22 protein-coding genes and 1 tRNA gene are annotated in these 23,322 nt (G+C 63.1%); 3 read left to right on the forward strand and 20 right to left on the reverse strand.

The features are described from left to right. Positions 1-676: glycosyltransferase (locus tag M1617_00880; protein MCL5886850.1), on the reverse strand; the 676-nt coding region annotated here is incomplete at its 3' end. Between the two features lie 94 nt (positions 677-770). Between M1617_00880 and M1617_00885 the strand changes: the two genes are divergently transcribed. Further along, positions 771-1,508, forward strand: a complete 738-nt coding sequence (locus tag M1617_00885; protein ID MCL5886851.1) for an FkbM family methyltransferase — start codon at positions 771-773, stop codon at positions 1,506-1,508. Here the strand turns inward: M1617_00885 and M1617_00890 are convergent. Together M1617_00890 and M1617_00895 are read right to left on the reverse strand one after the other, a co-directional pair. Continuing rightward, on the reverse strand, positions 1,505-2,494 hold the full coding sequence (locus M1617_00890; protein MCL5886852.1) for a glycosyltransferase: 990 nt from the start codon (positions 2,492-2,494) through the stop codon (positions 1,505-1,507). The genes M1617_00885 and M1617_00890 overlap by 4 nt on opposite strands. Beyond that, positions 2,487-3,812 (reverse strand): oligosaccharide flippase family protein, encoded by a 1,326-nt coding sequence (locus M1617_00895; protein MCL5886853.1) that lies wholly within the window; start codon positions 3,810-3,812, stop codon positions 2,487-2,489. Before M1617_00895 ends, M1617_00890 begins: the two co-directional genes overlap by 8 nt. Positions 3,813-3,894: 82 nt before the next feature. On the opposite strand from M1617_00895, the gene M1617_00900 reads away from it, so the two are divergent. Next, positions 3,895-5,028: a glycosyltransferase family 10 gene (locus M1617_00900; GenBank protein MCL5886854.1), complete on the forward strand. Its 1,134-nt coding sequence runs from the start codon at positions 3,895-3,897 to the stop codon at positions 5,026-5,028. A 1-nt stretch (position 5,029) separates the two neighbouring features. Continuing rightward, positions 5,030-6,004, forward strand: coding sequence for a glycosyltransferase family 2 protein (locus M1617_00905; GenBank protein MCL5886855.1), 975 nt, complete (start codon positions 5,030-5,032; stop codon positions 6,002-6,004). Here M1617_00905 and M1617_00910 read toward each other — a convergent pair. The 17 genes from M1617_00910 to hemA all read right to left on the reverse strand — a co-directional run bounded on the left by M1617_00910 (position 5,993) and on the right by hemA (position 23,180). Next, positions 5,993-6,937, reverse strand: a complete 945-nt coding sequence (locus M1617_00910) for an FkbM family methyltransferase (protein ID MCL5886856.1) — start codon at positions 6,935-6,937, stop codon at positions 5,993-5,995. The two genes, M1617_00905 and M1617_00910, sit on opposite strands and share 12 nt — an antisense overlap. Further along, positions 6,934-8,640, reverse strand: coding sequence for a thiamine pyrophosphate-binding protein (locus M1617_00915; protein MCL5886857.1), 1,707 nt, complete (start codon positions 8,638-8,640; stop codon positions 6,934-6,936). Before M1617_00915 ends, M1617_00910 begins: the two co-directional genes overlap by 4 nt. After that, complete coding sequence (gene rfbH, locus M1617_00920; GenBank protein MCL5886858.1) at positions 8,637-9,983, reverse strand: lipopolysaccharide biosynthesis protein RfbH; 1,347 nt, start codon at positions 9,981-9,983, stop codon at positions 8,637-8,639. The genes M1617_00915 and rfbH overlap by 4 nt, the downstream gene beginning before the upstream one ends. A 13-nt stretch (positions 9,984-9,996) precedes the next feature. Continuing rightward, on the reverse strand, positions 9,997-11,124 hold the full coding sequence (gene rfbG / locus M1617_00925; protein MCL5886859.1) for a CDP-glucose 4,6-dehydratase: 1,128 nt from the start codon (positions 11,122-11,124) through the stop codon (positions 9,997-9,999). After that, positions 11,109-11,879, reverse strand: coding sequence for a glucose-1-phosphate cytidylyltransferase (rfbF, locus tag M1617_00930; GenBank protein MCL5886860.1), 771 nt, complete (start codon positions 11,877-11,879; stop codon positions 11,109-11,111). Before rfbF ends, rfbG begins: the two co-directional genes overlap by 16 nt. A 13-nt stretch (positions 11,880-11,892) precedes the next feature. Continuing rightward, the gene (locus tag M1617_00935) at positions 11,893-12,783 is read right to left on the reverse strand and encodes an SDR family oxidoreductase (GenBank protein ID MCL5886861.1); all 891 of its coding nucleotides are present in this window, start codon (positions 12,781-12,783) and stop codon (positions 11,893-11,895) included. Further along, positions 12,780-13,853, reverse strand: a complete 1,074-nt coding sequence (gene wecB / locus M1617_00940; GenBank protein MCL5886862.1) for a UDP-N-acetylglucosamine 2-epimerase (non-hydrolyzing) — start codon at positions 13,851-13,853, stop codon at positions 12,780-12,782. Before wecB ends, M1617_00935 begins: the two co-directional genes overlap by 4 nt. A 5-nt stretch (positions 13,854-13,858) precedes the next feature. Further along, the gene (locus tag M1617_00945) at positions 13,859-14,902 is read right to left on the reverse strand and encodes a polysaccharide biosynthesis protein (protein ID MCL5886863.1); all 1,044 of its coding nucleotides are present in this window, start codon (positions 14,900-14,902) and stop codon (positions 13,859-13,861) included. Positions 14,903-14,924: 22 nt separating this feature from the next. Next, entirely contained in the window at positions 14,925-15,788 is an 864-nt protein-coding gene (gene galU / locus M1617_00950; GenBank protein MCL5886864.1) for a UTP--glucose-1-phosphate uridylyltransferase GalU, read from the reverse strand. 15 nt (positions 15,789-15,803) lie between these two features. Then, the gene (gene hemL / locus M1617_00955; GenBank protein MCL5886865.1) at positions 15,804-17,087 is read right to left on the reverse strand and encodes a glutamate-1-semialdehyde 2,1-aminomutase; all 1,284 of its coding nucleotides are present in this window, start codon (positions 17,085-17,087) and stop codon (positions 15,804-15,806) included. 28 nt (positions 17,088-17,115) lie between these two features. Further along, positions 17,116-18,261 (reverse strand): heme b synthase, encoded by a 1,146-nt coding sequence (gene ahbD / locus M1617_00960; protein MCL5886866.1) that lies wholly within the window; start codon positions 18,259-18,261, stop codon positions 17,116-17,118. Between the two features lie 214 nt (positions 18,262-18,475). After that, entirely contained in the window at positions 18,476-19,456 is a 981-nt protein-coding gene (hemB, locus tag M1617_00965) for a porphobilinogen synthase (GenBank protein MCL5886867.1), read from the reverse strand. Between the two features lie 14 nt (positions 19,457-19,470). Beyond that, the gene (locus M1617_00970) at positions 19,471-19,800 is read right to left on the reverse strand and encodes a hypothetical protein (protein ID MCL5886868.1); all 330 of its coding nucleotides are present in this window, start codon (positions 19,798-19,800) and stop codon (positions 19,471-19,473) included. A 75-nt stretch (positions 19,801-19,875) separates the two neighbouring features. Continuing rightward, a tRNA-Ala gene (locus M1617_00975) sits at positions 19,876-19,951 on the reverse strand. Positions 19,952-20,025: 74 nt separating this feature from the next. Continuing rightward, positions 20,026-20,826: a uroporphyrinogen-III synthase gene (locus M1617_00980; protein MCL5886869.1), complete on the reverse strand. Its 801-nt coding sequence runs from the start codon at positions 20,824-20,826 to the stop codon at positions 20,026-20,028. A 10-nt stretch (positions 20,827-20,836) separates the two neighbouring features. Beyond that, the gene (gene hemC, locus M1617_00985) at positions 20,837-21,793 is read right to left on the reverse strand and encodes a hydroxymethylbilane synthase (GenBank protein ID MCL5886870.1); all 957 of its coding nucleotides are present in this window, start codon (positions 21,791-21,793) and stop codon (positions 20,837-20,839) included. Between the two features lie 55 nt (positions 21,794-21,848). Then, on the reverse strand, positions 21,849-23,180 hold the full coding sequence (hemA, locus tag M1617_00990) for a glutamyl-tRNA reductase (protein ID MCL5886871.1): 1,332 nt from the start codon (positions 23,178-23,180) through the stop codon (positions 21,849-21,851). Positions 23,181-23,322: the final 142 nt, after the last annotated feature.

The following is a 23,322-nucleotide window of genomic DNA, read 5'->3' on the forward strand; positions in this document are numbered from 1 at the left end:
AGGCGTGCACGATTAGATGCGGCTGTCCGGCGATGGGTCTATGCGGGCGTGGCTGCGGGGGGCACTCTGGAACGACGTTAGGGATCACCATCGGATCGACCGCCAGCCCTAGCTCGGCGAGCCTGTCGGCCAGCACGCGGCTGACCGCGATCGTCCTTGCGGCTTGCTGCGCCAACGGGCGAAGCACGCGCTCCACGAACACCGGGGACTTGACGAGCTTGCGCGGGCTGTCGGCGAAGTACTCCGAGGAGTGTTCCGTCACCACGTACGGGATGCCATGGCGACGCTGGATCGCCGAGGCCACCGCCGAAGCCGGCCACAGACCGTGCACGTGGAGGATGTCCGGCGCCTGCCTGGATTGCCGCAACAGCTCGAAGCCACGAAGCCCGAGCCTGGGGTGAACCCTGAGGTTCAGGTAGAGGTCGACTAGGTACGCTAGGAAGCGCATCGCTCCCTGCCGAGGAATGCAGTGCGCCTTGGTAGTTGCACGGACAACGGTGATTCCGTCTTCGACAACAAGCGTCGGTGGTGCTTCAGCCGTCGCGGGGGTCACATGCAGCACCGCTACATCGCAATGCTCGCTCAGTGCCTGCACCTGTTGGTGCACGAAGATGCCAGCGATCGGCCGCTCATCGCTGGGGTAGTAGCTTGGGACGATCAGTACGAACCTGCGCATCGGTCAATGATATCATCACGGGAACAGATAGATCCCTGGTCGCACGCCGGCGCGGGCGGTGGACGGTTCCGCGGCAGACAAAGGATGGCCCACAGTGAGCCTAAGGCAAAAGTTGAAGGATTCCCTCCCCCATGAGCTAAAGCGTGCGGTTCGGGAGTATCGGCACCGTGACGAAGACGGGATCTACAAAGCCCTGCTATCGCTCGATCAAGACATGCGCACGATCTTTGATGTGGGCGCCAACGTGGGTAACGTGTCGCTCGCGTTCCTGCGCTGGTTTCCGAAGGCTCAGGTGTACGCGTTCGAGCCCGGAGAGTCGATGTTCGAGCGCTTGTGCGCCAATGTCGAATCGGCCGGGTTCGCAGACAGATTCCACCCACACAGGCTCGGCTTCTTCGACAAGACCGCCGAGGCGGATCTCCATCTGGCCTCGCAAGACGGAGCCAGCTCCATGCTGGGGATCGGCGACGCCTACAGCTCGGCGAATCCGCATATCGAGACGACGGCGACTGAGCGGATATCGCTTGTCCGGATGGATGATTTCGTGCGCGAAACAGGGATCGAGAAGATCGACCTTGTGAAGATCGACGTCGAGGGCGTCGAGGCCGAGGTGCTGTTGGGCGGTAGCGAGACCTTCCGCGAGCGGGTGGACACGGTGATTCTCGAGATCTCGTTCGTCCGACACGAGCGCAGTGAAGGTGACTACCTCCGCCTGTTCGAGACTATGCACTCACTTGGGTTCGCACCTGCCATGCTCTTCGATATCGAGCAGGGCGGCCCAGATCCAAAGTGGAAGCTCGCCCAGGTGGACTGCATCTTCCGCAAGTTCTAGCGACCCCTTCGGCGATCCAAAAGTGAGCGCAAACTGTTCTTTGCGCTTTTCGGCAGTCGTCGCCTGATGGCATCCAGGACTCGGTGCAGCATCGGCCCGTAAGTCGCATGCTCGATCCTTAGCGCAGCCAGCATGAGCCTTGCGCGCAATCCGCCGAAGCGCTTGATGTGGGCGCGGGTGCTCACGTACGCCCCGGGCAACGAGTCCCGACTCCTGAGGAACCCCCTACCGGAGCTGTGAATCCACTGCCGTGCGAACACTCTCGCCTGAGCAGCAGGAAGTAGCGGCATGATCTGCGGCATCCCTGAGTAAGAGAGTGAGTAGTCTCCGGGTTCCTCGGCATGGGAAGTCGCAACTGTGAGTAATCTCGAGCTTGGAAGGAGTCTGTACCGCAGCTCTCCGCGCTCGCGCAAAGTCACCAGCATGACCGCAAGATGCGGGAAGCTCGTGTTGTGGTAGAGGAATGCTTTCCTGGCCTCGGGCAGGAACACCGACGCTTTGTAGATGACGTTGGAGATGAGTCCGGTCTCGTGTAAATCCTCCCAGGCTCGCACCCATCTGTGGGTGAACTCGCCCGGCTCGGTGATCTTGGTGTAAAAGGTGATGATGTCGTAGTCGACGCCCTGACAATGCTCCGCGATGTAGGACAGCGCGTCGGGTGAGACGGTGTCGTCGTCGCTGAGTATCCAGAGAAGTCCCTCGGGATCGGCGAAGATGAAGCCGAGCGCGATGTTGGCGTTGGCCCCGATGTTCCCTGGATTGCGCCGGACCTCGATCCCGTACTCCTGGGCAAGGGCGCTCAGTTGCTCGTCGGTGATGGCCGGAGAGGCGTTGTCGCTCACGAGGATGCGTACTGGTCCCGGGTATGCGTCACGCTGGGCGGTCAAGGCGTCAAGCTGCAGCCTGAGTGTCGCCAAGCGGTTGTAGGTCGGGATGTAGATGCTTAGCGCTGGCATGCCAGCGGATGTCGAGGTGGCCTCAGCCACGCTTCCACCTCCTCGTGATTGTCGAGACGCCCGAAGCAGCAATCGAGCGGTAGAGTTCGAAGTCCGCGCGAGTAGGCACCAGCATCTGCCTGATGGAGACTTTCGCCGCTCTGGGCAGCAGGAACGCATAGCCCAGGAGAGCAGAGCTGTATGCGATCGACGATGCGATCGCAGCGCCTACTGCGCCCATCCTCGGGATGAGGACGATGTAGAGGATGGCGCTGAGTACCATCATCGCAAAGGAAAGTGCCGATGTGACTGCGGGTCTTCCCAACTGCCCTGCGAAGAAGTGGCCGTAGGGCTGGCACAGGGCGAACACCACGATCCCCGGGATTAGCAGACCGAGGTAGATGGTCGCCTCGGCGAAGGGCTCACCGTAGATGACCGGCACCAGCACCACCGCAACCAGCAGAAGTCCGATGCCGACAACGCCGTTGAGCACCAGCAGAGAGCGGGCTGTCAGCGTTGTGATCCGCAGGGAGTCATCGCGCTCAGAGCTCGTGATGTTGCGGAACACCGCCGTGGCCACTGGATTGCTGAGCATCCACAGCTTCTCGGCGATGCTGGTAGCGACGCTGTAGATCCCGACCACCGACGGGCCCGCGAAGTAGTTGAGGAAGAACACGTCGGCCCGCAGGAAGAACATCGAGGTCGCCTGGCCAACGTATGCCTTCAGGGCGTAAGGCAGGGCGCTTCTCGTCACGCCGTGGATCTTGCCCGGCGACAGCGTCAGACCGCCGCGGTGCACCACAAGCGCAAGGGTGGCATTGAACGCGCTGGCCAGGCTCACGCCGATGATCACCACCGAAGTGTCACCTGGAGCCGTGACGGAAGCGATGATCACCGCTGCTATGTTTGCCGTAGCAGCCGCTACCTGCAGGAAAGCCACCCTGACCGCGCGGCCTTCTCCGGCGAGCAGCGCTCCTGTGAAGGCGCCGACGTAGTACGTCGGGAGGGCAATGAGTGCGATGGCCAGGTCGGTGGCGGTCATGCCCTCCAGCACCGAGCCGAGGAGCGGCTCCCTGAAGGCCCAGGTTGCAGAACCCACCGCAGCTCCGAGCAGCAGCGACCAGACGACTGCTGCGGAAATCAGTTCCCGCGGGCTGAACCTGTCCTTGCCCGAGAGGTAGGAGAGCGCCGGCCCCAGCCCGAACGACGCGGCGCCTACTCCGAAAGAGGATATCGCCGCCACAAGGGCGAGCACTCCTTTGCCTTCTGGGCCGAGCAGACGAGCCAGGATCACTGTCGATGCCAGGCCCACGATCAAGATGTAGATCTGACCGCCGATGCCAAGTATCGATTTTCTCGCTATGCTCATCTAACATTTCCAAGTGGTCTCATGCTCGTGTCACTATATCACCAACTGTCAGGAGCGAATTTGCCAACCGGATCGGAGTCAGATGCCTGCCCCCAGTAGAGGTCTGTGCGTCTACGACATCGATTTCCCGCAGTTCTGGGAGGGCCGTGCCTTCGACGCCGACCTCATGCGCCAATATCCGGGTGCCGAGGTGATCCCTGCGCTGGCCGCTCGGCTGGGCGAGCAAAGTGTCGACATGATAACCGCCGATGAGTACCTGTCGAAACCGCCTCCCGGAGTGACCACCGTAGTCTTCTCCAACGAGTACACTCGCTTCACGCGCGAGCTGTTGTTCGAGCGCCGCCTTCGCGGAGCACTGTGTGTCAGCGGAGAGTCACCTCTGGTAGCGTGGCGGTTCTATGCGAACCTCCCCCGCACCGGTGTCCACTACGACCACCTGGCGTTCTTCCCCGGGGTCCGATCGATGCTGGATGACCCGAATGGCTTCCACGACTTCTTCTGGCCCAATCCGGATCTTGCTGTCCAGAGTCCGAAGCGCTGGAACGAGCGCTCGCTCCTGACGCTGATCAACAGCAACAAGGCCATCCTGGGTTGGCCTCGGCCAGTGTTCGAGGTCTCCAGACCGAAGGTGTCGCTCGGCAGGTGGTATCGCGCACTCCAGGCCAATCTGGCGCAGCGTCGCTACCCGTGGATGGCGGCCGACTTCTACCTGGAGCGCCTCGCAGCGATCAGGCACTTCGGGGCTTGCGGTGACTTCGCGCTTTTCGGGCGTGGGTGGGACCAGCCCGCCTACAACGCCGATGCGCGCACTCAGTCCGCTATCGCGGCTGCGTGGCGCGGCGAGATACCTGCTGATGGCAAGCTGGCCACACTGGGCGAATACAAGTTCTCGCTGTGCTACGAGAACACGATGTTCCCCGGCTACATCACTGAGAAGATCTTCGACTGCTTGTGCGCGGGGACGATCCCGGTCTATCTGGGAGCTCCCGATGTCGAGCAGTACATCCCGGCGGGCGTTTTCATCGATCACCGGGGCTTCGAGAGCCTTAGCGAACTGGAGGCGTTCCTTCGGCAGATGACAGAGACCGAGGCGGACACCTACCTTGCGGCGGCGCGGGCGTTCCTATCGGCCGATGAGGCTTCGAGGTTCACTCAGGAAGCGCAGGTCGAACTGTTCGCAACGCTCGTGATGGATTCGCTTGAGAGGGTGCGGTGACATGAGCCGCCTGACGATCGTCATCCCAACGTACAACCGCCCAGGGTTTCTGGGCGAGTGTCTTGAGAGCCTGATGGCGCAGACGTTTTCGGACTTTAGGCTGGTCATTTTGGACAACGCGAGCGAAACCGACTATGGGCCGGTGCTCGAGCGGTTCAGCTCTGCGGGCATCGAGTACATCCGCAACGCCGAGAACATCGGATCCACGCGCAACATCGAAAAGGCCTTTGCAATCGGCTCGGCTACAGAGTACTTCACGATCTTCCACGACGACGATCTGGCGCACCCATACATGCTCGAACAGCAGGTGCGGACACTCGACGCGAATCCTGGGATGCGCTGGGTCGCCACAGAGTGCGCGCCCTTCGTCTCGGGCTCGGCCGTGGCCTTCGAGGACGTCGGCATTGGGGCCCTGGACATCTACCAGACACCGCCTGCGCTAGTCCGAAGACTCCTCGAGAACGTGGCGCTCAACTTCGGCTCCGTGATGTTCCACAGCTCGCAAGGTCCGCCCGCCCGGCTACGTCACGCGGAGTTCGAGATCGTTGCGGACCGGGTGCTGCTGGTCGATCTGGCGCAAAGTGGCCCTGTCGGCCTGCTCCGAGAGCCGCTGGTCCGCTACCGACATCACGAAGGCCAGGACAGTCACAACCCCATCTTCCGAGAAGCCCACGCGCTTGCTCTGATGCGCTACTACCGCGACGCTCTGGGAGCGCCCCTGGCCGCCGAGGACCTCAGGTTGCTGCGCCGACACGCAACCAACTACCTGCTGCATGCGCGCACGGCGGTCCTGCCAGACGCCCGGATAGCCTTCGGAGAGCTGGTGGATGCGGCGAAGCGCGACGGCGTGTTCTCCTGGGCGGCCATCGACGGGCAAGGAATAGCGGCGCTTGCGGCGCTGGCCGGTGTGGGTTCGGCTTACTCGGCAGTCAGGCCGCTCCTGGGGAAGATCAAGCGCGCGCTGTCACGCCGGTAGGATCTCCATCTTCCTTCCCTCTTCGATGAAGAGGAAGTTGTGTGTGAGCAGGGTGTCCTCGCCGCTCTCAACTATGGCTTCCACCTCGGCAGGAAGAACCAGACGCATCGACTCATCGGCAGTCCACGCCTCGTAACCGCGCTCCCAGAAGATCTCGAATGTGGGAAGCAGATGCGGATTGATCGTTGTGCCCTTCGGTTGATGGGCCGTGATCGCTATCTCGACCATCCACACCGGTCTTGGCTCGGCGGACAAGAATGAAGTGGCTCCTTCGAGTGCCAGCTTTTCCGCCCCTTCGATGTCAACGAGAACAAGGCACTTCCTGCCTTGGAACCTCGATCCTAAGATGTTGTCCAGGGTCGATGTCGGGACGATTTCGACGTATCTCTCGGGAGTGTCGGCCCAACCCTTCACGAGCGACGCCCCCGTCCGTCCGCCGAATATCTCGATGACCCCCACTCTGTCGGATAGGGCCATCGGGAATATCTCGATCCTGTCCGTCCAGCCATTGGCCATGATGTTCTTGTAGAGATGCCGAAGATTGCCGCTCATCGGCTCGAAAGCGACAACGTGCTTCCCTCTTCGGAGGGCAAGACAGCAGTAGTAGCCGATATTGGCACCGACGTTCACCACGACTTCGACGTTGTCGAGGATACTTCTCACGATCTCTGTCTCGACCGGCTCGAACAACCCCTTCTCCATCGCAGGGTCACCGATCAGTTTGAAGCCCATTGGGGTGTCCCTGGGTTCATCGACCATCGGCCTGTTGTCTCGCCTGTACTGGCAAGCCACGGCCAGTGTCGTGTTGCGCACCTTCGCACGGGCTTTCGCCCAGTAGTTATCCCTCATGTATCGATAAACCCTGGCCAAAGCGGGCAAGCGCCCAACGACCACCGGCCTTACGAACAGTATGAACTTCTTTACGACACTCACGCAGGTTCCCCCTCCCCCGGCGGCTCGTCCATCACGAAGACGGGATTGCCGAAGGTGACCTTGGGTCTCACGCACGTCTTGGTATCCAGGGAGACTTCAAGGAGGCGAGGCTGCTTGGGGTCATCGGCCAGCCAGGCGGCGGCTGAAGACACGTCGGCAGAGTCAGCGACCCTGTCGGCATCCATGCCGAAGGCGCGGGCCACCGCTACGAAATCCGGCGCGCCATACCCGAGCACGGTCGACTGATAGCGCGATTCGAAAAGTTCGTCCTGCATCTGGCGCACCATGCCCAGGCAACCGTTGTTCATCACGGCGACCTTCACGGGAAGGCCCAGCCTGACGATAGTCTCGAGCTCCTGAATGTTGATCTGCATGCCGCCGTCGCCCGAGATCACGAAAACGGGTGCTCCCGGGCTGGCGATCGCCGCGCCGATGGCCGCAGGCAGCGCGAAGCCCATCGCGCCCATGCCGCCCGAGGTCAGGAAGCGCTGCCCCTCCCGCAGACGCACCGACTGGGCCGCCCACATCTGGTTCTGGCCCACGTCGGCGATGAACGCCGAAGCCTCCCCGCCAACCCCTGACAGGTGCCGGAGGAAGTTCGCCGGGTTGATCCCGCTCGCGTCGGCGAGCTCGGAGGTGTCGGGCCACCTGTTGCGCCCCGCTTCGATCTGCACGCGCCATGCCGAGATGTCGGTGCCCGCAAGCCCGTCTGCAAGCCGCAGCGCCTCGCCGAGGAAGGCACCTACGTCCGCCTGGATCGCGATGTCGGGTTCGAGGCGCCACCTGAGCTGGCATGCGTCGATATCCACCTGGATGATGCGCTTGTCACGCCGGAAAGCCTCGACATCGGCGCCTGTCTGACGTACGTCGAAGCGAGCGCCCAGCGCGAGTAGGCAGTCGCACCCGCCCAGCGCGAGGTTCGCCCAGCGGTTCCCGTAAGTCCCGATCATCCCAACGCGCAGGGGGTGCGAGTGCTCAAGCACATCGAGTCCCATGAGCGTGCTCGCCACGGGGATGCCGGTCTTCTCGGCGAAGCGGCGCAGTGCGGCGGCCGCTCCCGCAACGCGGACACCCCCGCCCGCGAGGATCAGCGGCCTCTCGGCAGCGCACAGGGCCTCAAGTGCGGCGGCGACTCCAGCGGGGGCTGCAGGGCGCGACACCTCGATGCGCGGCGCGCTCTCGGCGAGCGGGAGGCGCTGGATGTCCATCGGGATGTCGATGAGGACGGGGCCTGGGCGGCCTTCGAGCGCGGTCCGGAACGCCAGGGGCAGGATGCGCACGATGTCATCTGCCGAAGCGACCTGGACCGCCATCTTCGTGATCGGCGCGGCCATCGCCACGATGTCGGTCTCCTGGAATCCGGCCTGGCGCACGCCTGAATCCCCGCGCAGCTCGTGGGTGTTCACCTGACCGGTGATGAAGACGGCTGGCACGGAGTCGTAGTAGCAACTGCCGATGCCGGTAAGCAGGTTGGTCGCGCCCGGACCGCTGGTGGCCATCGCGACCCCCGGGACACCGGTCATGCGGGCACTTGCTTCGGCGGCGAATGCTGCGGCCTGTTCGTGATGCATGCTGATGAGGCGGATGTCGCCTCGGGCTGCCAGTGAATCGAGCAGGAAGGTGATCATCCCGCCCGTCATCTCGTAGACGGTCGTCACGCCGCTCTCAGCGAGGAACTGCGCGATGTAATCGCTTGCCTTCACGGTCGCCTACCGCATGCTTTGAGCAGGGTATCAGCCATATGTGCGAGCATCTCGTCGGTCATCCCGGGGTACACGCCGATCCAGAAGGCGTCGCGCATGATGCGGTCGGTGTTGAGCAGCTCGCCAACGACCCTGTAGCCGACGGCACGCTCGCGCATGCGGTCGAAGACCGGCTGGCGCACCATGTTGCCCGCGAAGAGCATGCGGGTCTGGACACCGGCGGCCTCGGCGGCGGCAACGAGCTCGTCGCGCGTGACGGGCGCCTCGGGCTCGACGGTCATCAGGAACCCGAACCAGCTCGCGTCGGCCCCTTCGGCGGTCTTTGGTAGCAGGATGATGTCCGCAAGGGACTTCAGCGCCTCGGCGAGGAGCGCATGGTTGCGTCGGCGACTTTCGACGAATCCCGGCAGCTTGTCGAGTTGCGCAACGCCGACGGCCGCCTGACCTTCGGTGGCCTTGAGGTTGAAACCGAACTCGGTGTAGACGTACTTGTGGTCGTAGCCGGGCGGCAGTAGGCCGAACTGCTGCGAGAAACGTCTGCCACACACGTTGTCCCGGCCCGAGGGGCAGACGCAATCGCGCCCCCAATCGCGCATCGAGAGCATGATGGCGGCGAGTTCGTCGTTATCGGTGTAGACTGCCCCGCCTTCGCCGGTGGTCATATGATGTGGCGGGTAGAAGCTCGATGTCCCGATGTCGCCGAAGGTCCCGGTCTTGCGGCCGTGGTACTCGCTTCCCAGCGAGTCGCAGTTGTCCTCGATGAGCCACAGCCCATGCGCGTCGCAGAATCCGCGGACGGCGCCGATGTCGAACGGGTTGCCCAGCGTATGCGCGAGTATGACCGCCTTGGTCTTGGGCGATAAGGCCTGCTCCATCTGCTCCACGTCGATGTTGCATGTCCCGAGCTCCACATCGACGAAGACCGGGACCGCGCCAAGCTGCACGATCGGGGCGACCGTCGTGGGGAATCCGGCGGCCACGGTGATGACCTCGTCGCCGGGGGTAAGGCGGCGTTCGCCGAGCCTCTCACTGGTGAGTGCGGCCACCGCCAGCAGGTTGGCGCTCGAACCCGAGTTCACGAAGAGCGTGTGCTTGATGCCCAGGTACTGTCCGAGCCTGCGCTCGAACTCCTCGGAATACCGGCCGTAGGTGAGCCAGAAATCGAGCGATGAGTCGACCAGGTTGACGATCTCGCGCTCGTCGAAGACCCGACCGGCATAGCTGATGCGCGACTTGCCGGGGATGAACTCCGGCGCTTGCGCAAAGCGGGCCTCGTGATACTTTCGAGTCAGGGCGAGGATCTCGCTGCGTATCTCCTCGGGGTTGCCGGAACCGCTGCTCACAGGTGCACCTTTCTCAACGTTGATCGATCCACGAAGCGCCAGCCTGGGCGGCCGTGCACACATAGGTTGCGATATCCTCTGCGACGAGATCCTCGGCAGCGGAGCCGTCGGCGAAAGCGCGGTACCACTGCACGGTCCGCTCGACGCTCTGCTCGAAGCCCCATAGCGGGCGCCAATCGAGCTCGCGGTCGGCCTTGCCGATGGCTAGTCTGAGGTGGGTCGCCTCATGTGGCTGCCGGTCGGGGGCGTGCGCATGCCAGTCGCCGTGGCCCCACGCCGCGCAGAAGTGCTCGACGACCTCGCCGACGGTGCGGATCTCCCCGACATCGGGGCCGAAGTTGAATGCGCCCGCGGCCTGCGGTTCGCGAAGCGACATCGCTGCGAGGTGCAGGTACCCGCCGAGCGGCTCAAGGACGTGCTGCCACGGCCGGGTCGATGCCGGGTTGCGGATCTCGACCGACTCACCGGCTCCAAGGGCTCGCACGCAATCTGGCACCAGGCGGTCCTCGGCCCAATCCCCGCCGCCGATGACGTTGCCCGCACGCGCAGTCGACACCGCTGACGCACCCGGTCCGCCGAAAAACGACGACCGATACGAAGCCGTCACAATCTCCGCGGCAGCCTTGCTGGCGCTGTAGGGGTCATGACCGCCCAGCGGGGAATCCTCGGCGAACGGCTCAGCGGTCTCCGGATTCGCATAGACCTTGTCGGTGGTGACGTTGAGCACGACCCTGCAATCGCTCGATGCGCGGACCGCCTCGAGCAGGTTGACCACGCCCATGACGTTCGTCTCGAAGGTGTAGGGGGTCTCGGCGTAACTCCTGCGCACCAGCGGCTGGGCGGCCAGGTGCAAGACGATCTCGGGCCGGACCTCAGCGATCAGCGCTGCGACCTTCTGCGCATCGCGCACGTCGCCGAAGCGGCTGTCCAGCGAGCGGGCCAGGTCGAGCTCGGTAAAGAGCGACGGCGTGGTGTCCGGCGGCAACGCAAAGCCGGTCACTTCGGCGCCCAGATCGAGCAGCCAACGCGAAAGCCACGAGCCCTTGAAGCCCGTGTGCCCTGTCACGAGCACCCTTTTGCCGCGGAATGCATCGCCGAAGAGCCTCGGCGAGTCAGAGGCTGAGGTTACCAAACCTTCCACGGCGCCTCTCCTGAATCCCACAAAGCCTCCAGGTGCATCTTGTCACGCAGGGTGTCCATCGGCTGCCAGAAGCCCGTGTGCTTGTAGGCGCCCAACTGTCCATCGCGCGCCAGCGATTCGAGCGGCTCGCGCTCCAATATCGTGTGATCGTCGACGAGCCTGCCAAGGACCTCGGGCTCCAGCACGAAGAAGCCGCCGTTGACCCAATCCCCGTCGCCGAGCAGCTTCTCTCGGAAGTTCGCGACGCTGTCGTTGGAGCCGAGCTCAAGGGCACCGAAGCGGCCCGATGGCAGCACCGCAGTCAGCGTGCCGAGGCGCCCTGAGGAGCGATGGAAGTCGATGAGTCGCCCGATGTCGATGTCCGCGACGCCGTCGCCGTAGGTGAGCATGAAGGTCTGATCGCCGATGAATGAGGCGACGCGCTTCAGGCGTCCGCCGGTCATTGAGTCCTGCCCGGTGTCGACGATCGTCACGCGCCAGGGCTCGTTGCCGTCCTGGTGCACCTCGGTAGAGTGCGTGCAAAGATCGAAGGTCACGTCGCAGTTGTGCAGCCAGTAGTTGTGGAAGTACTCCTTGATTTGGTAGCCCTTGTAGCCAGCGCATATGATGAAATCGTTGAAGCCATAGTGGCTGTAGCCCTTCATGATATGCCAGAGGATCGGCTTGTCACCGACCTCGGCCATAGGCTTGGGTCGCGTGCCCGTCTCCTCCGAAAGGCGTGTCCCCATTCCGCCTGCCAGGATCACAACCTTCATCCGCGGGCTCCTTTCACGAACCGTCGTATAAGCCTTCCGCCGTCTGCCACTCCTGTGCCAGCTCACTCAGCATCTCATCCCAGCTCGGGGGCGTCCAGCCGGTGCGCTCACGGAATCGCGTGCTGTCGAGCGAGCGGTCGATCACGGGCTCGTCGACCGAGGTGACCTCGACCTCCCACCCCAGATACCCCGCAAGTTTGGTGAGCAACGTGTGCTTGTCGATCGGCTCGGCAGAGAGCTGCCACAGGCCGCTAAGCGTGGGGTCCGGCATCACGACGTCGCGCACCACCTCGACCAGCGCCCGAGTCGAAAGTCCGCTGAACACGGCGTGCGTGTAGCCCTTGAGCGACTCGTGGCGATTCGCCGCGAACCAGCCGAGAAGCCCTGTCGGCTCGCCAAGCTGCCAGCCGATGATCGAAGTGCGCAGCGTCACTACGTGGGGGCTGTCGCCCACCTCGCCCAGCAGTTTCGATCGTCCGTACAGGTCGAAGGCGTCGGGCACGTCGGTCTCGGCGTATCCGCCGCGCGAGCCGGAGAACACGCAGTCGGTACTCACGTGCGCCAGGCGCGCGCCCACACGGGCGCAGGCGTCTGCAAGCGTGTGGGGCCACAGGCTGTTGATGGTGATCGACGGGATCGCGTCCTTCGCTTCAGCCCGCTGCTTGATCACGCCGACCGCATTGATTACGAAGTCCGGGCGGACCCGCTCGAGCAAGTCATAGGCGGATTCGGGCCTCATCGCCTCCAGGCCGTCGACCACCGGCACCGCTTCGAGTCCCAGCGACGCAAGGTCCCGGGCGTCTCGGCAGGCAGCTACCACCTCGAAGTCGGGGGCCAGCACGCGCACCGCCTGATGCCCGAGCATCCCGCTGGCGCCGACCACAAGGATTCGCGGCCCGCTCATGCGATGCCCAGAACGATGCGCGCCACGATGTCCGAGACGTTGTCAGCCATGTACTCGGCGGGTGGCGTCCAGGTGCCGCCCGAGTGCAGCGAAAGCTCGATCGCTGGCAGTATGCGGCTGGCCTCGACGCCCGCCAAGATGTTGCTGCCGCACTCGATGGTCTCCGGGCGCTCGGTGACATCGCGAAGCGTCACGGTCGGCACGCCGAAGATACAGCACTCCTCCTGCACCGTGCCGCTGTCCGAAAGCACGCAGAAGGCGTCCTTCTCCAGGCGCACGAAGTCGAAGAGGCCCAATGGCGAGATGAAGGTCACGTTGCCTGCATCGATCCCGAACTCGCGCATCTTATCGGCGGTTCGGGGGTGCAGCGACGCCAGCGCGGGGATTCCGTATTTGTCGACGGCTGCATTGAGCGCAGCCACGAGCGATGCGAGTCGCTCGGGTACGTCGACGGTCTCGGCCCTGTGGGCCGTGACCAGGAAGTATCGGCCGGGCTCGACTCCGTGCTCCGTGAACGGGTCCGCAGCCTCGATCCGCCCATCGTAATGGTCGAGTACCTCTTTGATCGGGTTGCCGGTGACGTAGATGCGCTGCCGCTCGACGCCCTCGCGGACAAGGTTGGCGGCACTGCGATGCGTGTATGGCAGCAGCACCGAGCTGGAGTGGTCGATAACCCGGCGATTGATCTCCTCGGGCACCGAATCGTCGTAGCAGCGGTTGCCGGCCTCCATGTGGCACACCCGGATGCCCATCCGTTTGGCGATGATCGCGGCCAGGCCGGTGTTGGTATCGCCGAGCACCAGCACGGTGTCGGGCTTGTGCTCCGCGAGCACCGCCTCGGTCTTGGCGAGTATCTGCCCGATTTGATCGCCGAAGCCGTTGCCGCGCACCCCCATGTACACGTCAGGCTCGCGCACGCCGAGTTCTCGGAAGAACACTCCGCTCAGACGGTCATCGTAGTTCTGGCCGGTGTGGACCAGGACGTGGTCGCAGTTGGCGTCCAGGGCCTCAATGACGCGCGAAAGCCTGATGATCTCCGGGCGCGTTCCCAGAAGAGTGAGCACCTTCATCCGTCTCATGCCTCCAGGTAGCGGTTGTCCATCGCCGAAGGGACCTTCTGCCTGAGGAACTCGCCCAGCTCGGACAGGTCCATCAGCGAGCCCTCGCTGCTGTACTCGCCGACGAGCGCTGGCGCATCGACGTGGTCCGCCAGCTCCGGCAGCATCGCGCGCAGGGCATAGTAGCCTTCTTCTCCCCAGACCGTCCGGGTCGCCTCTTCCTCGGAGAGCAGCGACTCGTGGATCTTCTCTCCCGGGCGGATGCCGGTAATCCCGGTCTCGATCGGGCGGTCGCCGATTAGACACGCTGCAAGCTCGGTCATCTTCGCACTGGGACAGCGCGGGATGTAGGTTTCACCGGGCTCGGCGGAACGCACCGCGGCCAGGATCGTATCGACTGCGTCATCGAGCGTGAGCAGGAATCGCGTCATCTCCGCAGTCGTGATTGTCACGGGTCCGCCAGCGGCAATCTGCTCGAGGAAGAGCGGGACCACCGAGCCGCGGGACGCAAGCACGTTACCGTAGCGCGCTGCGATGAATCGCGTCTGCGGGGCCCTGAGGTTGCCCTCGATGTAGATCCGCTCCTGGATTGCCTTGGTCATCCCCATGACGTTGACGGGCTTGCACGCCTTGTCGGTGGAGATCCCGACCACTGTTTCGACCGGCAGGTCGTTCTGCGCGATGACGCGCACGAGGTTCTCGGCACCTTCAATGTTGGTGCGGCAAGCCTCCCAAGGGAAGTACTCGCAGCTAGGCACCTGCTTGAGGGCGGCTGCGGCAAAGACGATGTCGGCGCCTTTGACTGCCCGAAGCAAGCTGGCCTCATCACGCACATCGCCAATCATGAACCTGAGTGCGTGCTTGGAGTTCTCAAAAATGATCTCATCAGTTGCTGTCGTACGCCGCATGAAGTCGAGGCGCATGAAGTGCTGCTTGGCCTCGTCACGCGAGAAGACGGTCACGCTCGCGGGAAGGCCCTCGGCACCGCAGAGCAGCCGCTTAGCGAGCGCTTGACCCAGTGAGCCGGTGCCTCCGGTGATCAGGATGTTCTTACCCTCCATGGCTGCCGTCAAGATGCCTCCTTCAGTCACTGTCGAGCGAAGTCAACCTGCGGATACTCTCCCGCATCTGATCGCCGAACTTCTCGTCCTGGAGCGCAAGAGAGACGTTGGCCTCCAGCCATGAAATCATGTCCCCGGTATCATAACTGAGGCAGTCGATGGTGACGGCGAACAGCTCCTCTTTGCGTAACAACTGCCGAAGGGCGTCCGTGAGCTGGATCTCCCCGCCACGACCGGCGTCGACCTTGGGTAGGATCTCCATGATCGTCGGCGTCAACAGATATCTGCCGAAGATCGCAAGGTTACTAGGTGCTTCGTTGGCCGGGGGCTTCTCTACGAGATCGTTTATCTCCCACACTCCGGGCTCTACCTCTCTGCCCGAAATGATTCCGTACCGAGATACCTTGTTCGACTCGACCGGCACCACCCAAACGACCGACCCCCCGTACTTCTCGTGGACTTCCTTCATCCGGGGCAGGCAATCGTTATGCGGCACTAGGACGTCGCCAAGCATCACGAAGAACGGATCGGGCCCAACGAAGGGCGCACCGCACAAGACGGCGTCACCCAGTCCGCGCGGTGTCTTCTGCCGAACGTAGAAGATCTGGGCGAGCTCGGAAATCCTACGGATCTCGCGCACCTTCTGCGTGTTGCCTGAGCGCTCCAGCATATCCTCGAGCTCTAGGGACCGGTCGAAGTGGTCCTCGATGGCGCGCTTGCCTCGGCCGGTGATGAGCAGGATGTCTTCGGCGCCTCCAGCCACCGCCTCCTCGACCACATACTGAATTACGGGCTTCTCGACCACAGGCAGCATCTCTTTGGGCTGCGACTTGGTCACCGGCAAGAACCTGGTGCCCAATCCAGCAGCGGGAATGATGACCTTCATCGGATCGGGCTCCTCCTATACCGTCTTGAGCACGCGGGCGGCCGCGGCTATGAACCGCTCGATGTCCTCATCGCTGTGAGCGAGCGACACGAACGTCGCCTCGAACTGACTGGGCGCCAGAGCGAAGCCCTCGTCGAGCATTCCTCGGAAGAATGCGGCGTACCTCTCGGTGTTCGAAGTCGACGCGGTCGACCAATTCGAGACCTCAAGGTGCGTGAAGAACATGCACGACATCGAGCCTACGCGAGTGCAGAAGGTGTGTACTGCGGCGTCACCGGCTGCCCGGCACAATCCGTCGGCGAGCTTCTTGCCCTTGCGCTCCAACTCCTCGTAGACGCCTGGCGCGCTCAAGGCTTCGATGGTCGCCAGCCCGGCCACCATCGCCACCGGATTGCCCGAAAGCGTGCCGGCCTGATAGACAGGACCCACCGGCGCCAGGTGCTCCATGATCTCGCGCTTCCCGCCGAAAGCCCCCACCGGGAAACCTCCGCCGATGATCTTGCCCATCGTGGTCAGGTCCGGGGTCACGCCGTAGTGCTCCTGCGCCCCGCCGAGAGCCACGCGGAATCCCGTGATCACCTCGTCGAAGATCAGCACGACTCCGTGTGCGTCGCACAGCGCGCGCAATCCCGCCAGGTATCCGGGTGCGGGCGGCACCACTCCCATGTTGCCCGCGATGGGCTCGAGGATGATCGCCGCCACCTGTCCTGTCCAGGCTTCGAGCGCTTCCTCGACCGCGGACAGGTCGTTGTACGGCAGCACGATCGTGTCGGCCGCGGCTCCTGCGGTGACTCCGGGTGTACCCGGAATCCCAAGCGTCAACAGCCCAGATCCGGCCGCCACCAACAGCGCGTCGGAGTGACCGTGGTAGTTACCGTCGAACTTGATGAACTTCTCGCGGCCGGTGTACCCGCGCGCCAGCCGAAGCGCGCTCATCGTCGCCTCTGTGCCGCTTGAGACGAAGCGCACCATCTCGACGCTTGGAACTGCCGAGATGACCGCCTCGGCGAGTCGGGTCTCGGCACACGTCGGCGCGCCGTAGCTGGTACCCTTGTCGAGCTGCTCGCGCACTCTGTCGAGGACCACATCGGGGGCGTGGCCGAGGATCATCGGCCCCCAAGAGGCCACGAAGTCGACGTACTCGCGCCCGTCGATGTCCCAGACGCGTGATCCCTTGGCCCTATCAACGAACCTGGGCTCCATCCCGACACTGCGAAAAGCCCTGACGGGCGAGTTGACGCCTCCAGGGATGACATCGCAGGCGGCCTTGAACGAATCGCTCGAATTACCGTGGGTCATGGCAGCAGATTCCCCTTTCTCATCGGGCTTAGGAAGTAGGCTTCCACCCGGTCGGTTCGTAGATGCAGTATGGCTCCGCCTCTAGGTAGTCGCCTGTGATCTCAAGCGATCTTGCGCGACATCCTCCACAGACCGCCTTGTACTCGCACGCCCCACACTTGCCTTTGAGCAGCGAATAGTCCCGCAGGTCGTTGAAGACCTTGCTCTCGGTCCAGATTTCAGAGAACGGCTGTTCCTTTACATTCCCCAACTGCATGTCGAAATACCCGCAAGGTTGGATGTCTCCGGTGTGGCTGATGAAGCAGAAGGTTATCCCGCCAAGACACCCGCGCGTCATCGCGTCCAGCCCATACTCCTCGCGGGTGACCTTGCGGCCCTCCTTTTTGGCGAGCTGGCGGATGATCCGGTAGTAGTGAGGCGCATCCGTCGGCTTGAAGTGCAGCGGGCTCGTCTTCTGGCGCTCGTACGCCCACTCCAGCACGCGCTCGTACTCCTGCGGAGGGAGCTCCTCGGCGAGTATCTCGGCGCCTCGACCGGTCGGGACCAGCATGAAGATGTGGAACGCATCGACGCCGAGGGACTCAGCGAGCGTATGGATCTCCTCGAGGTATTCGGCGTTGCGAGTGGTGACCGTGGTGTTGATCTGCACGCCGACACCGTGGCGCTTGGCGATCTTGATGCCTTCGATCGTCTGCTCGAAGCAGCCGGGCTGGCCTCGGAAGGTATCGTGGCCCTCGGCGGTCGGGAAGTCTATCGAGACCGATATCCGAGGGATTCCGTGAGAGGCCATCTTGCCGGCTATCTCGTCGGTGATCATGGTCGCGTTGGTGCCGATGACGGGCATACCGCCCTTTTCGTGCACGTAGTCGACGATCTCCCAGATGTCAGGGCGCATGAGCGGCTCGCCGCCGGTGAGGATGAAGATCGGGTTGGAGATCGTCACGATGTCGTCGATGACAGTCTTGATCTGGTCGAGAGTGAGCTCGCCCTCGTAGTGTCCGAACTCGGCTGCGGCGCGACAGTGGACGCACGACAGGTTGCAGCTGCGAGTGATCTCCCAGGCGATGATACGCGGGGCCTTGATGCCAGTGCGCTCCTCGTACGCAAGTGCCTGCGGGCCGCCTCCGGGCCGAAAGCCCGTCGAGCGCGCGCCGCCATGGCGCTGGCGGGTCATCGGGACTCCGGCGGGATGTCCGCCCGGAGCGCCGCCTGGGTGGACGGCTACGGCGACCCCTACTGTGCCGCAGGGTGCGCCCGCCTCGGCGAGCTCCTGTTCGTCGGGAGTGAACCTGCGCCCGTGATGGCGTGCCTGGGCCTCATCGCTGCAGCCTGCACAGCCTTCATCGGGTCGACCTGAGTGCTCGTCAGTGTGGCTCATGCGGTCGGAATCATCCCTTCGCGAGCCAGCGTGCGGCATCTTTGGCGTGGTATGTGAGGATCATGTCGGCACCGGCACGCTTGAGGCTGGTAAGCGTCTCGAGCACGACTCGCCGCTCGTCGATCCAGCCATTGAGAGCAGCAGCCTTGACCATCGCGTATTCGCCGCTCACGTTGTATGCCGCGGTCGGGTAACCGAACTCGTCTTTGACCCTGCGGATGATATCCATGTATGCGAGCGCAGGCTTGACCATCACGATATCAGCCCCTTCGGCGATATCGAGCGCGGTCTCGCGCAACGCCTCCTCGCTGTTAGCGGGATCCATCTGGTAGCCCTCTCGGTCGCCGAAGGTGGGCGCGCTGTCCGCCGCATCCCGAAACGGCCCGTAGTAAGCACTCGCGTACTTCGCCGAGTAGGCCATGATCGGAACTGCCGAGAACCCCTCGGCGTCCAGCGCGGTGCGGATCGCTCCGACCCGTCCGTCCATCATGTCGCTGGGGGCCACCATGTCTGCGCCCGCCTCGGCATGGCTGACGGCGGTGGCGGCAAGCAGCTCAAGGGTGACGTCGTTGATGACGCTGCCCTTCTCGTCGAGAAGTCCGCAGTGCCCATGGGCTGTGTACTCGCAGAGGCAAACGTCGGTGATGACGAAGAAGTCGGGTGCGTGTTGCTTGATTGCCGAAACTGCCTGTTGGACTATGCCATCGGTGGCGTAAGCGCCGGTACCAGCCTCATCCTTGGATTCGGGCAGGCCGAAGAGGATGACCGCGGGGATGCCAAGCGAGCGAAGCTCGTCGATCTCGCCGGGCAACTGGTCAAGTGAGAGCTGATAGACCCCCGGCATCGACGCCACCCCGTCTCGATGGCCCGTCCCGGGCTTCACGAAGAGCGGGTATATCAGGTCATTTGTGTCCAGAACGGTTTCGCGCACCATCGATCGCAGTGTCTTGCTGGAGCGAAGCCGCCTGGGGCGATACTCTGGGAACTTCATGATCGATCGACCGCCTAATCAACGAACTTGTCGGTCTTGATCGGCCGCTTGCCCGCTGGCTCTTCCGCATCGTCTTCGGCGTCGTCTTCATCGTATCTCCAGCCATCATCGCCATCACTCGGCTGTGTTGTGCCATGAGAGGCCGCATGAACGGCACCATGGTGAACTGCATGCTTGCTGCAGCACTTTCCGGTGTGATGGTTCACGGCACGCCTGAGTATCAGAATGGCCCAGATTGCGATGATCGGGATGACGATCCAGTAGAGAACCTGAGCAATCGAACCGAAGTAGAACATGAACTCCTGGAACTGAGCCTGAAAACCGGTAGGACCTGTAGCGCCCATTCTGTGCTCCTTACTGTCGGGTGTACAAAACCGCTGGCCAAGACAACCATACTGAGTTGCCCTGGGGACTAAACATGGTGGAGACGAGCGGATTCGAACCGCCGACCTCTGCCGTGCGAAGGCAGCGCTCTCCCAGCTGAGCCACGTCCCCATTCGAACGTTCCGTCCTAGCTGGACGGCAAGGCAACAGTGTGCCTAGCATCGTGCTTATTGTCAACGCAGCACTCACGTTTTTCGCCCCGCAGAAACCCACTCCGCTATGGCCTCAACGAGCCCACCAACAGTGTGAGGATTCGCCTCTGCGGCCACGGTGTACCCAGCTGAGACGATCGCATCGGAAGTCACCGGACCAATCGAGGCCAGTGCGACACGGGTCAACGCGTCCTCAGCCTCGGTGTTGGCCGCAAGTCGCAAGAAACCGCTGACTGTGGATGGCGAGGTGAACGTAACCGCATCAACGCCTCCCTCGGCAAGGCGCGCCAGGGTCTGCGCGTCTCCGTCACCCACCACAGTGCGGTAGACCGGAGCCACATCCACCGATGCGCCCATCGCACGCAGTGTCTCGGGCAACACCTCGCGCGCCCTGAGCGCACGCGGCAGCAGAATCCGGCATCCCTCGCCGACTCCCGCCCGCTCGAATGCGTCAATGAGCCCTTCGGCGACGAAGTCATCGGGCACTAGGTCCGCCGTCAGGTCGTGTTGAGCAAGCAACGCTGCCGTCGAAGTGCCCACGGTCGCGATGCGTGCGCTTCGAAGGCTCTGGGGCTCTCGACCCAGGGCTTGCATCCGCGCAAGGAAGCATCTGACCGCATTCGCCGAAGTGAACACGACCCAGTCATAGACCGCCAGACTCCCAATAGCTGTGTCAGCCGCGGCCCAGTCCGGCGGGTCAACGGTCTTTATCACCGGGAACTCAAGCACGCTGGCACCCGCCGATTCGAGTGCGGTGACAAGCTCTGCCGCCTGATGCCTTGCGCGGGTCACGACGATCGTGAGTCCTGTGAGCGGCTTGTCGGCGGAGTGCAAGGAGCGAGCCTCAGCTTCCCAGCAAGCCATCGACGCTGTCGGCGCAACGGATCTCGGCGAGTATCTCTGTCGCACCGAGTTCGCGCAGGCGAGCGACCATCGCATCGCCCAGTCCGACGGGATCGACGACGGGACCGCTCAGCGTGTCCCTGACGATGCGCTTCCCGTCGATCGAACCAACGAGCGCATCCATCACCAGCAGGTCGCCCTCGATGCGGGCGTTGGCGCCGATGGGTACCTGGCAGCCGCCCTCGAGCGAGCGCATGACGACCCGCTCGGCAGTGATGCAGGTGAAAGTCTCCGGATCATTGAGCTTCTCGCAGACGTCGAGCATGAAGGCGTCGTCCTCGCGGATCTCGACCGCGATCGCGCCCTGCCCCACCGCCGAGACCATCTGACCTGGATCGATGTAATGCGAGATGCGATCCGCCCAGCCGAGGCGAGCGATCCCGGCCGCAGCCAAGATGACGGCGTCGACCTCGCCTTCTTCGGCCTTGCGCATGCGTGTGTCAAGGTTCCCCCGTACGTCGACGATCTCGAGGTCCTCGCGGAGCGCAAGCACCTGAGCGCGGCGTCGCAGACTGCTCGTCCCGAGCTTGGCGCCCACCGGCAAGCTAGCCAGATCGAAGCTGCCGGGACCCGACACGAGCACATCGCGCGCATCGACCCTAGGCGGCGTAGCCGCTATGACGCAGCCTTCCGGGAGCTCGGTAGGGACGTCCTTCATCGAGTGGACACACAGGTCCACCATGCCTGCCAGAAGCTCCACTTCCAGCTCCTTGGTGAACAGCCCTTTGCCCCCCACCTTGGCCAGCGGGACGTCGAGTATCTTGTCGCCCGTGGTCTTGATGGTCTTGAGCTCGACCGGAAGTCCCGTAATCGACTCGAGCATCTGCTTTATGTAGTTCGACTGCCAGAGAGCCAGTTGGCTGCCTCTGGTGCCGATGACAAGTTTATCCCGGTCCACTGCCAAGAATCTCTCCCATCTCTATCCCTCCAGGTCCGATGCCCGGAAGTAGGTGCTACTTTCGGTCTATCTTTCCAAGAAGGCTTCGCAAGAGTCCCAGGTGTGGATTCTTCCCATCCGGGTTCGAGTCGAGGCCGTAGAGATACCTAGCGGCTTCCACATAGGCGACTCCGTACCTGTCGCCTGCTGCGGTCTTGAGTCGATTCGTGGGACCATGGAGCATCTTGTTGACGATCGATGCGGTCAGTGCCTCGACTGTCTGGATCTCCTTCTCCGAAAGGCCGCCAAGTCGCTTGAGGGCCTTCTCCATCTCGGTCTGTCGAATGCGCTCGGCCTTGGCTCGCATGGCGGCGACCGTTGGAACGACCTCCATCGAGTCAAGCCAAGTCTCGAAGGCGGTGATCTCCTCGGCGATTATCGCCTCGACACGCTTCGCCTCTTGCATGCGGTCGGATAGGTTCGACTGAACGACGCCGTTGAGACTGTCGATATCGTAGAGGAAGACGTCGTCCACGTTGTTGACCTCAGGGTCGATGTCACGAGGCACTGCGATGTCGATGAAGAACAGTGGACGGCCGCGACGGCCGCGCATGACCTGGGCGACTTCCTCGGCGGTGACCACGTACTCCGTAGCGGCTGTCGAGGAGATCACGATGTCCGCGTCACCCATACGCTCGAAGAGTCGATCGTAGCTAACGGGCTCCCCGCTACAGCGCTCGGCCAACTCACACGCGCGCTCGTAGGTACGGTTCGTGACGAACACCTTCGCCACGCCGTTGCATACGAGATGACGTGCAGTAAGCTCACTCATCTTCCCGGCGCCGAGAAGTAGCACGACTCGACCGGACAGGTCGTCGAAGACTTTCTTGGCGAGTTCGACAGCCGCATAACTTACCGAGACGGCCGATTCCCCAATGGCTGTCTCGCTCCTTACCCTTTTGCCGACCTCGAAGCTCTGTCGGAAAAGCTTGTTGAACACGCGCCCAGTCCCGTTGTGTTCGAAGCTGAGCTCATAAGCTTCCTTGAGCTGGCCGAGGATCTGCGCCTCGCCGATCACCATCGAATCAAGCGACGACACCACGCGAAACAGATGGCGGACGACGTCTTCTCCTCGGCGGGAGTACAGGTACTTCTCGAGCACGTCACGCGGGAGGGAGTGGTAGTCGACAAGGAAGCTGACGATCGCGTCGAGGCCGTCGTCCTCGGTTGCGGTAACGGCGTAGATCTCAGTGCGATTGCAAGTCGAGACGATGACCGCTTCGATCACGTCGGAGCCGTCCGTCAGTAGCCCTATGGCCTCTTCCTGTACGTTGGCAGGAAAAGTCAGTTTCTCACGTATGTCTACGGGTGCCGTTTTGTGGCTCAGCCCGACCAGCGTCAGGTGCATTCGATTTCTGTCGCCTCGCAGTTCGCTGGAAAAAGGTCGCCCCCGCCGGATTGGTGCGTGTTGTTCAGGCAAGCAGGTCCGGCGGGAGCGAAATCAAGTACACATTATGTGTAACTGTCGCACAACCCTGCACTTCACCTGA

Source organism: Actinomycetota bacterium (assembly GCA_023488435.1).
Classification (GTDB): Bacteria; Actinomycetota; Coriobacteriia; order Anaerosomatales; family UBA912; genus UBA912.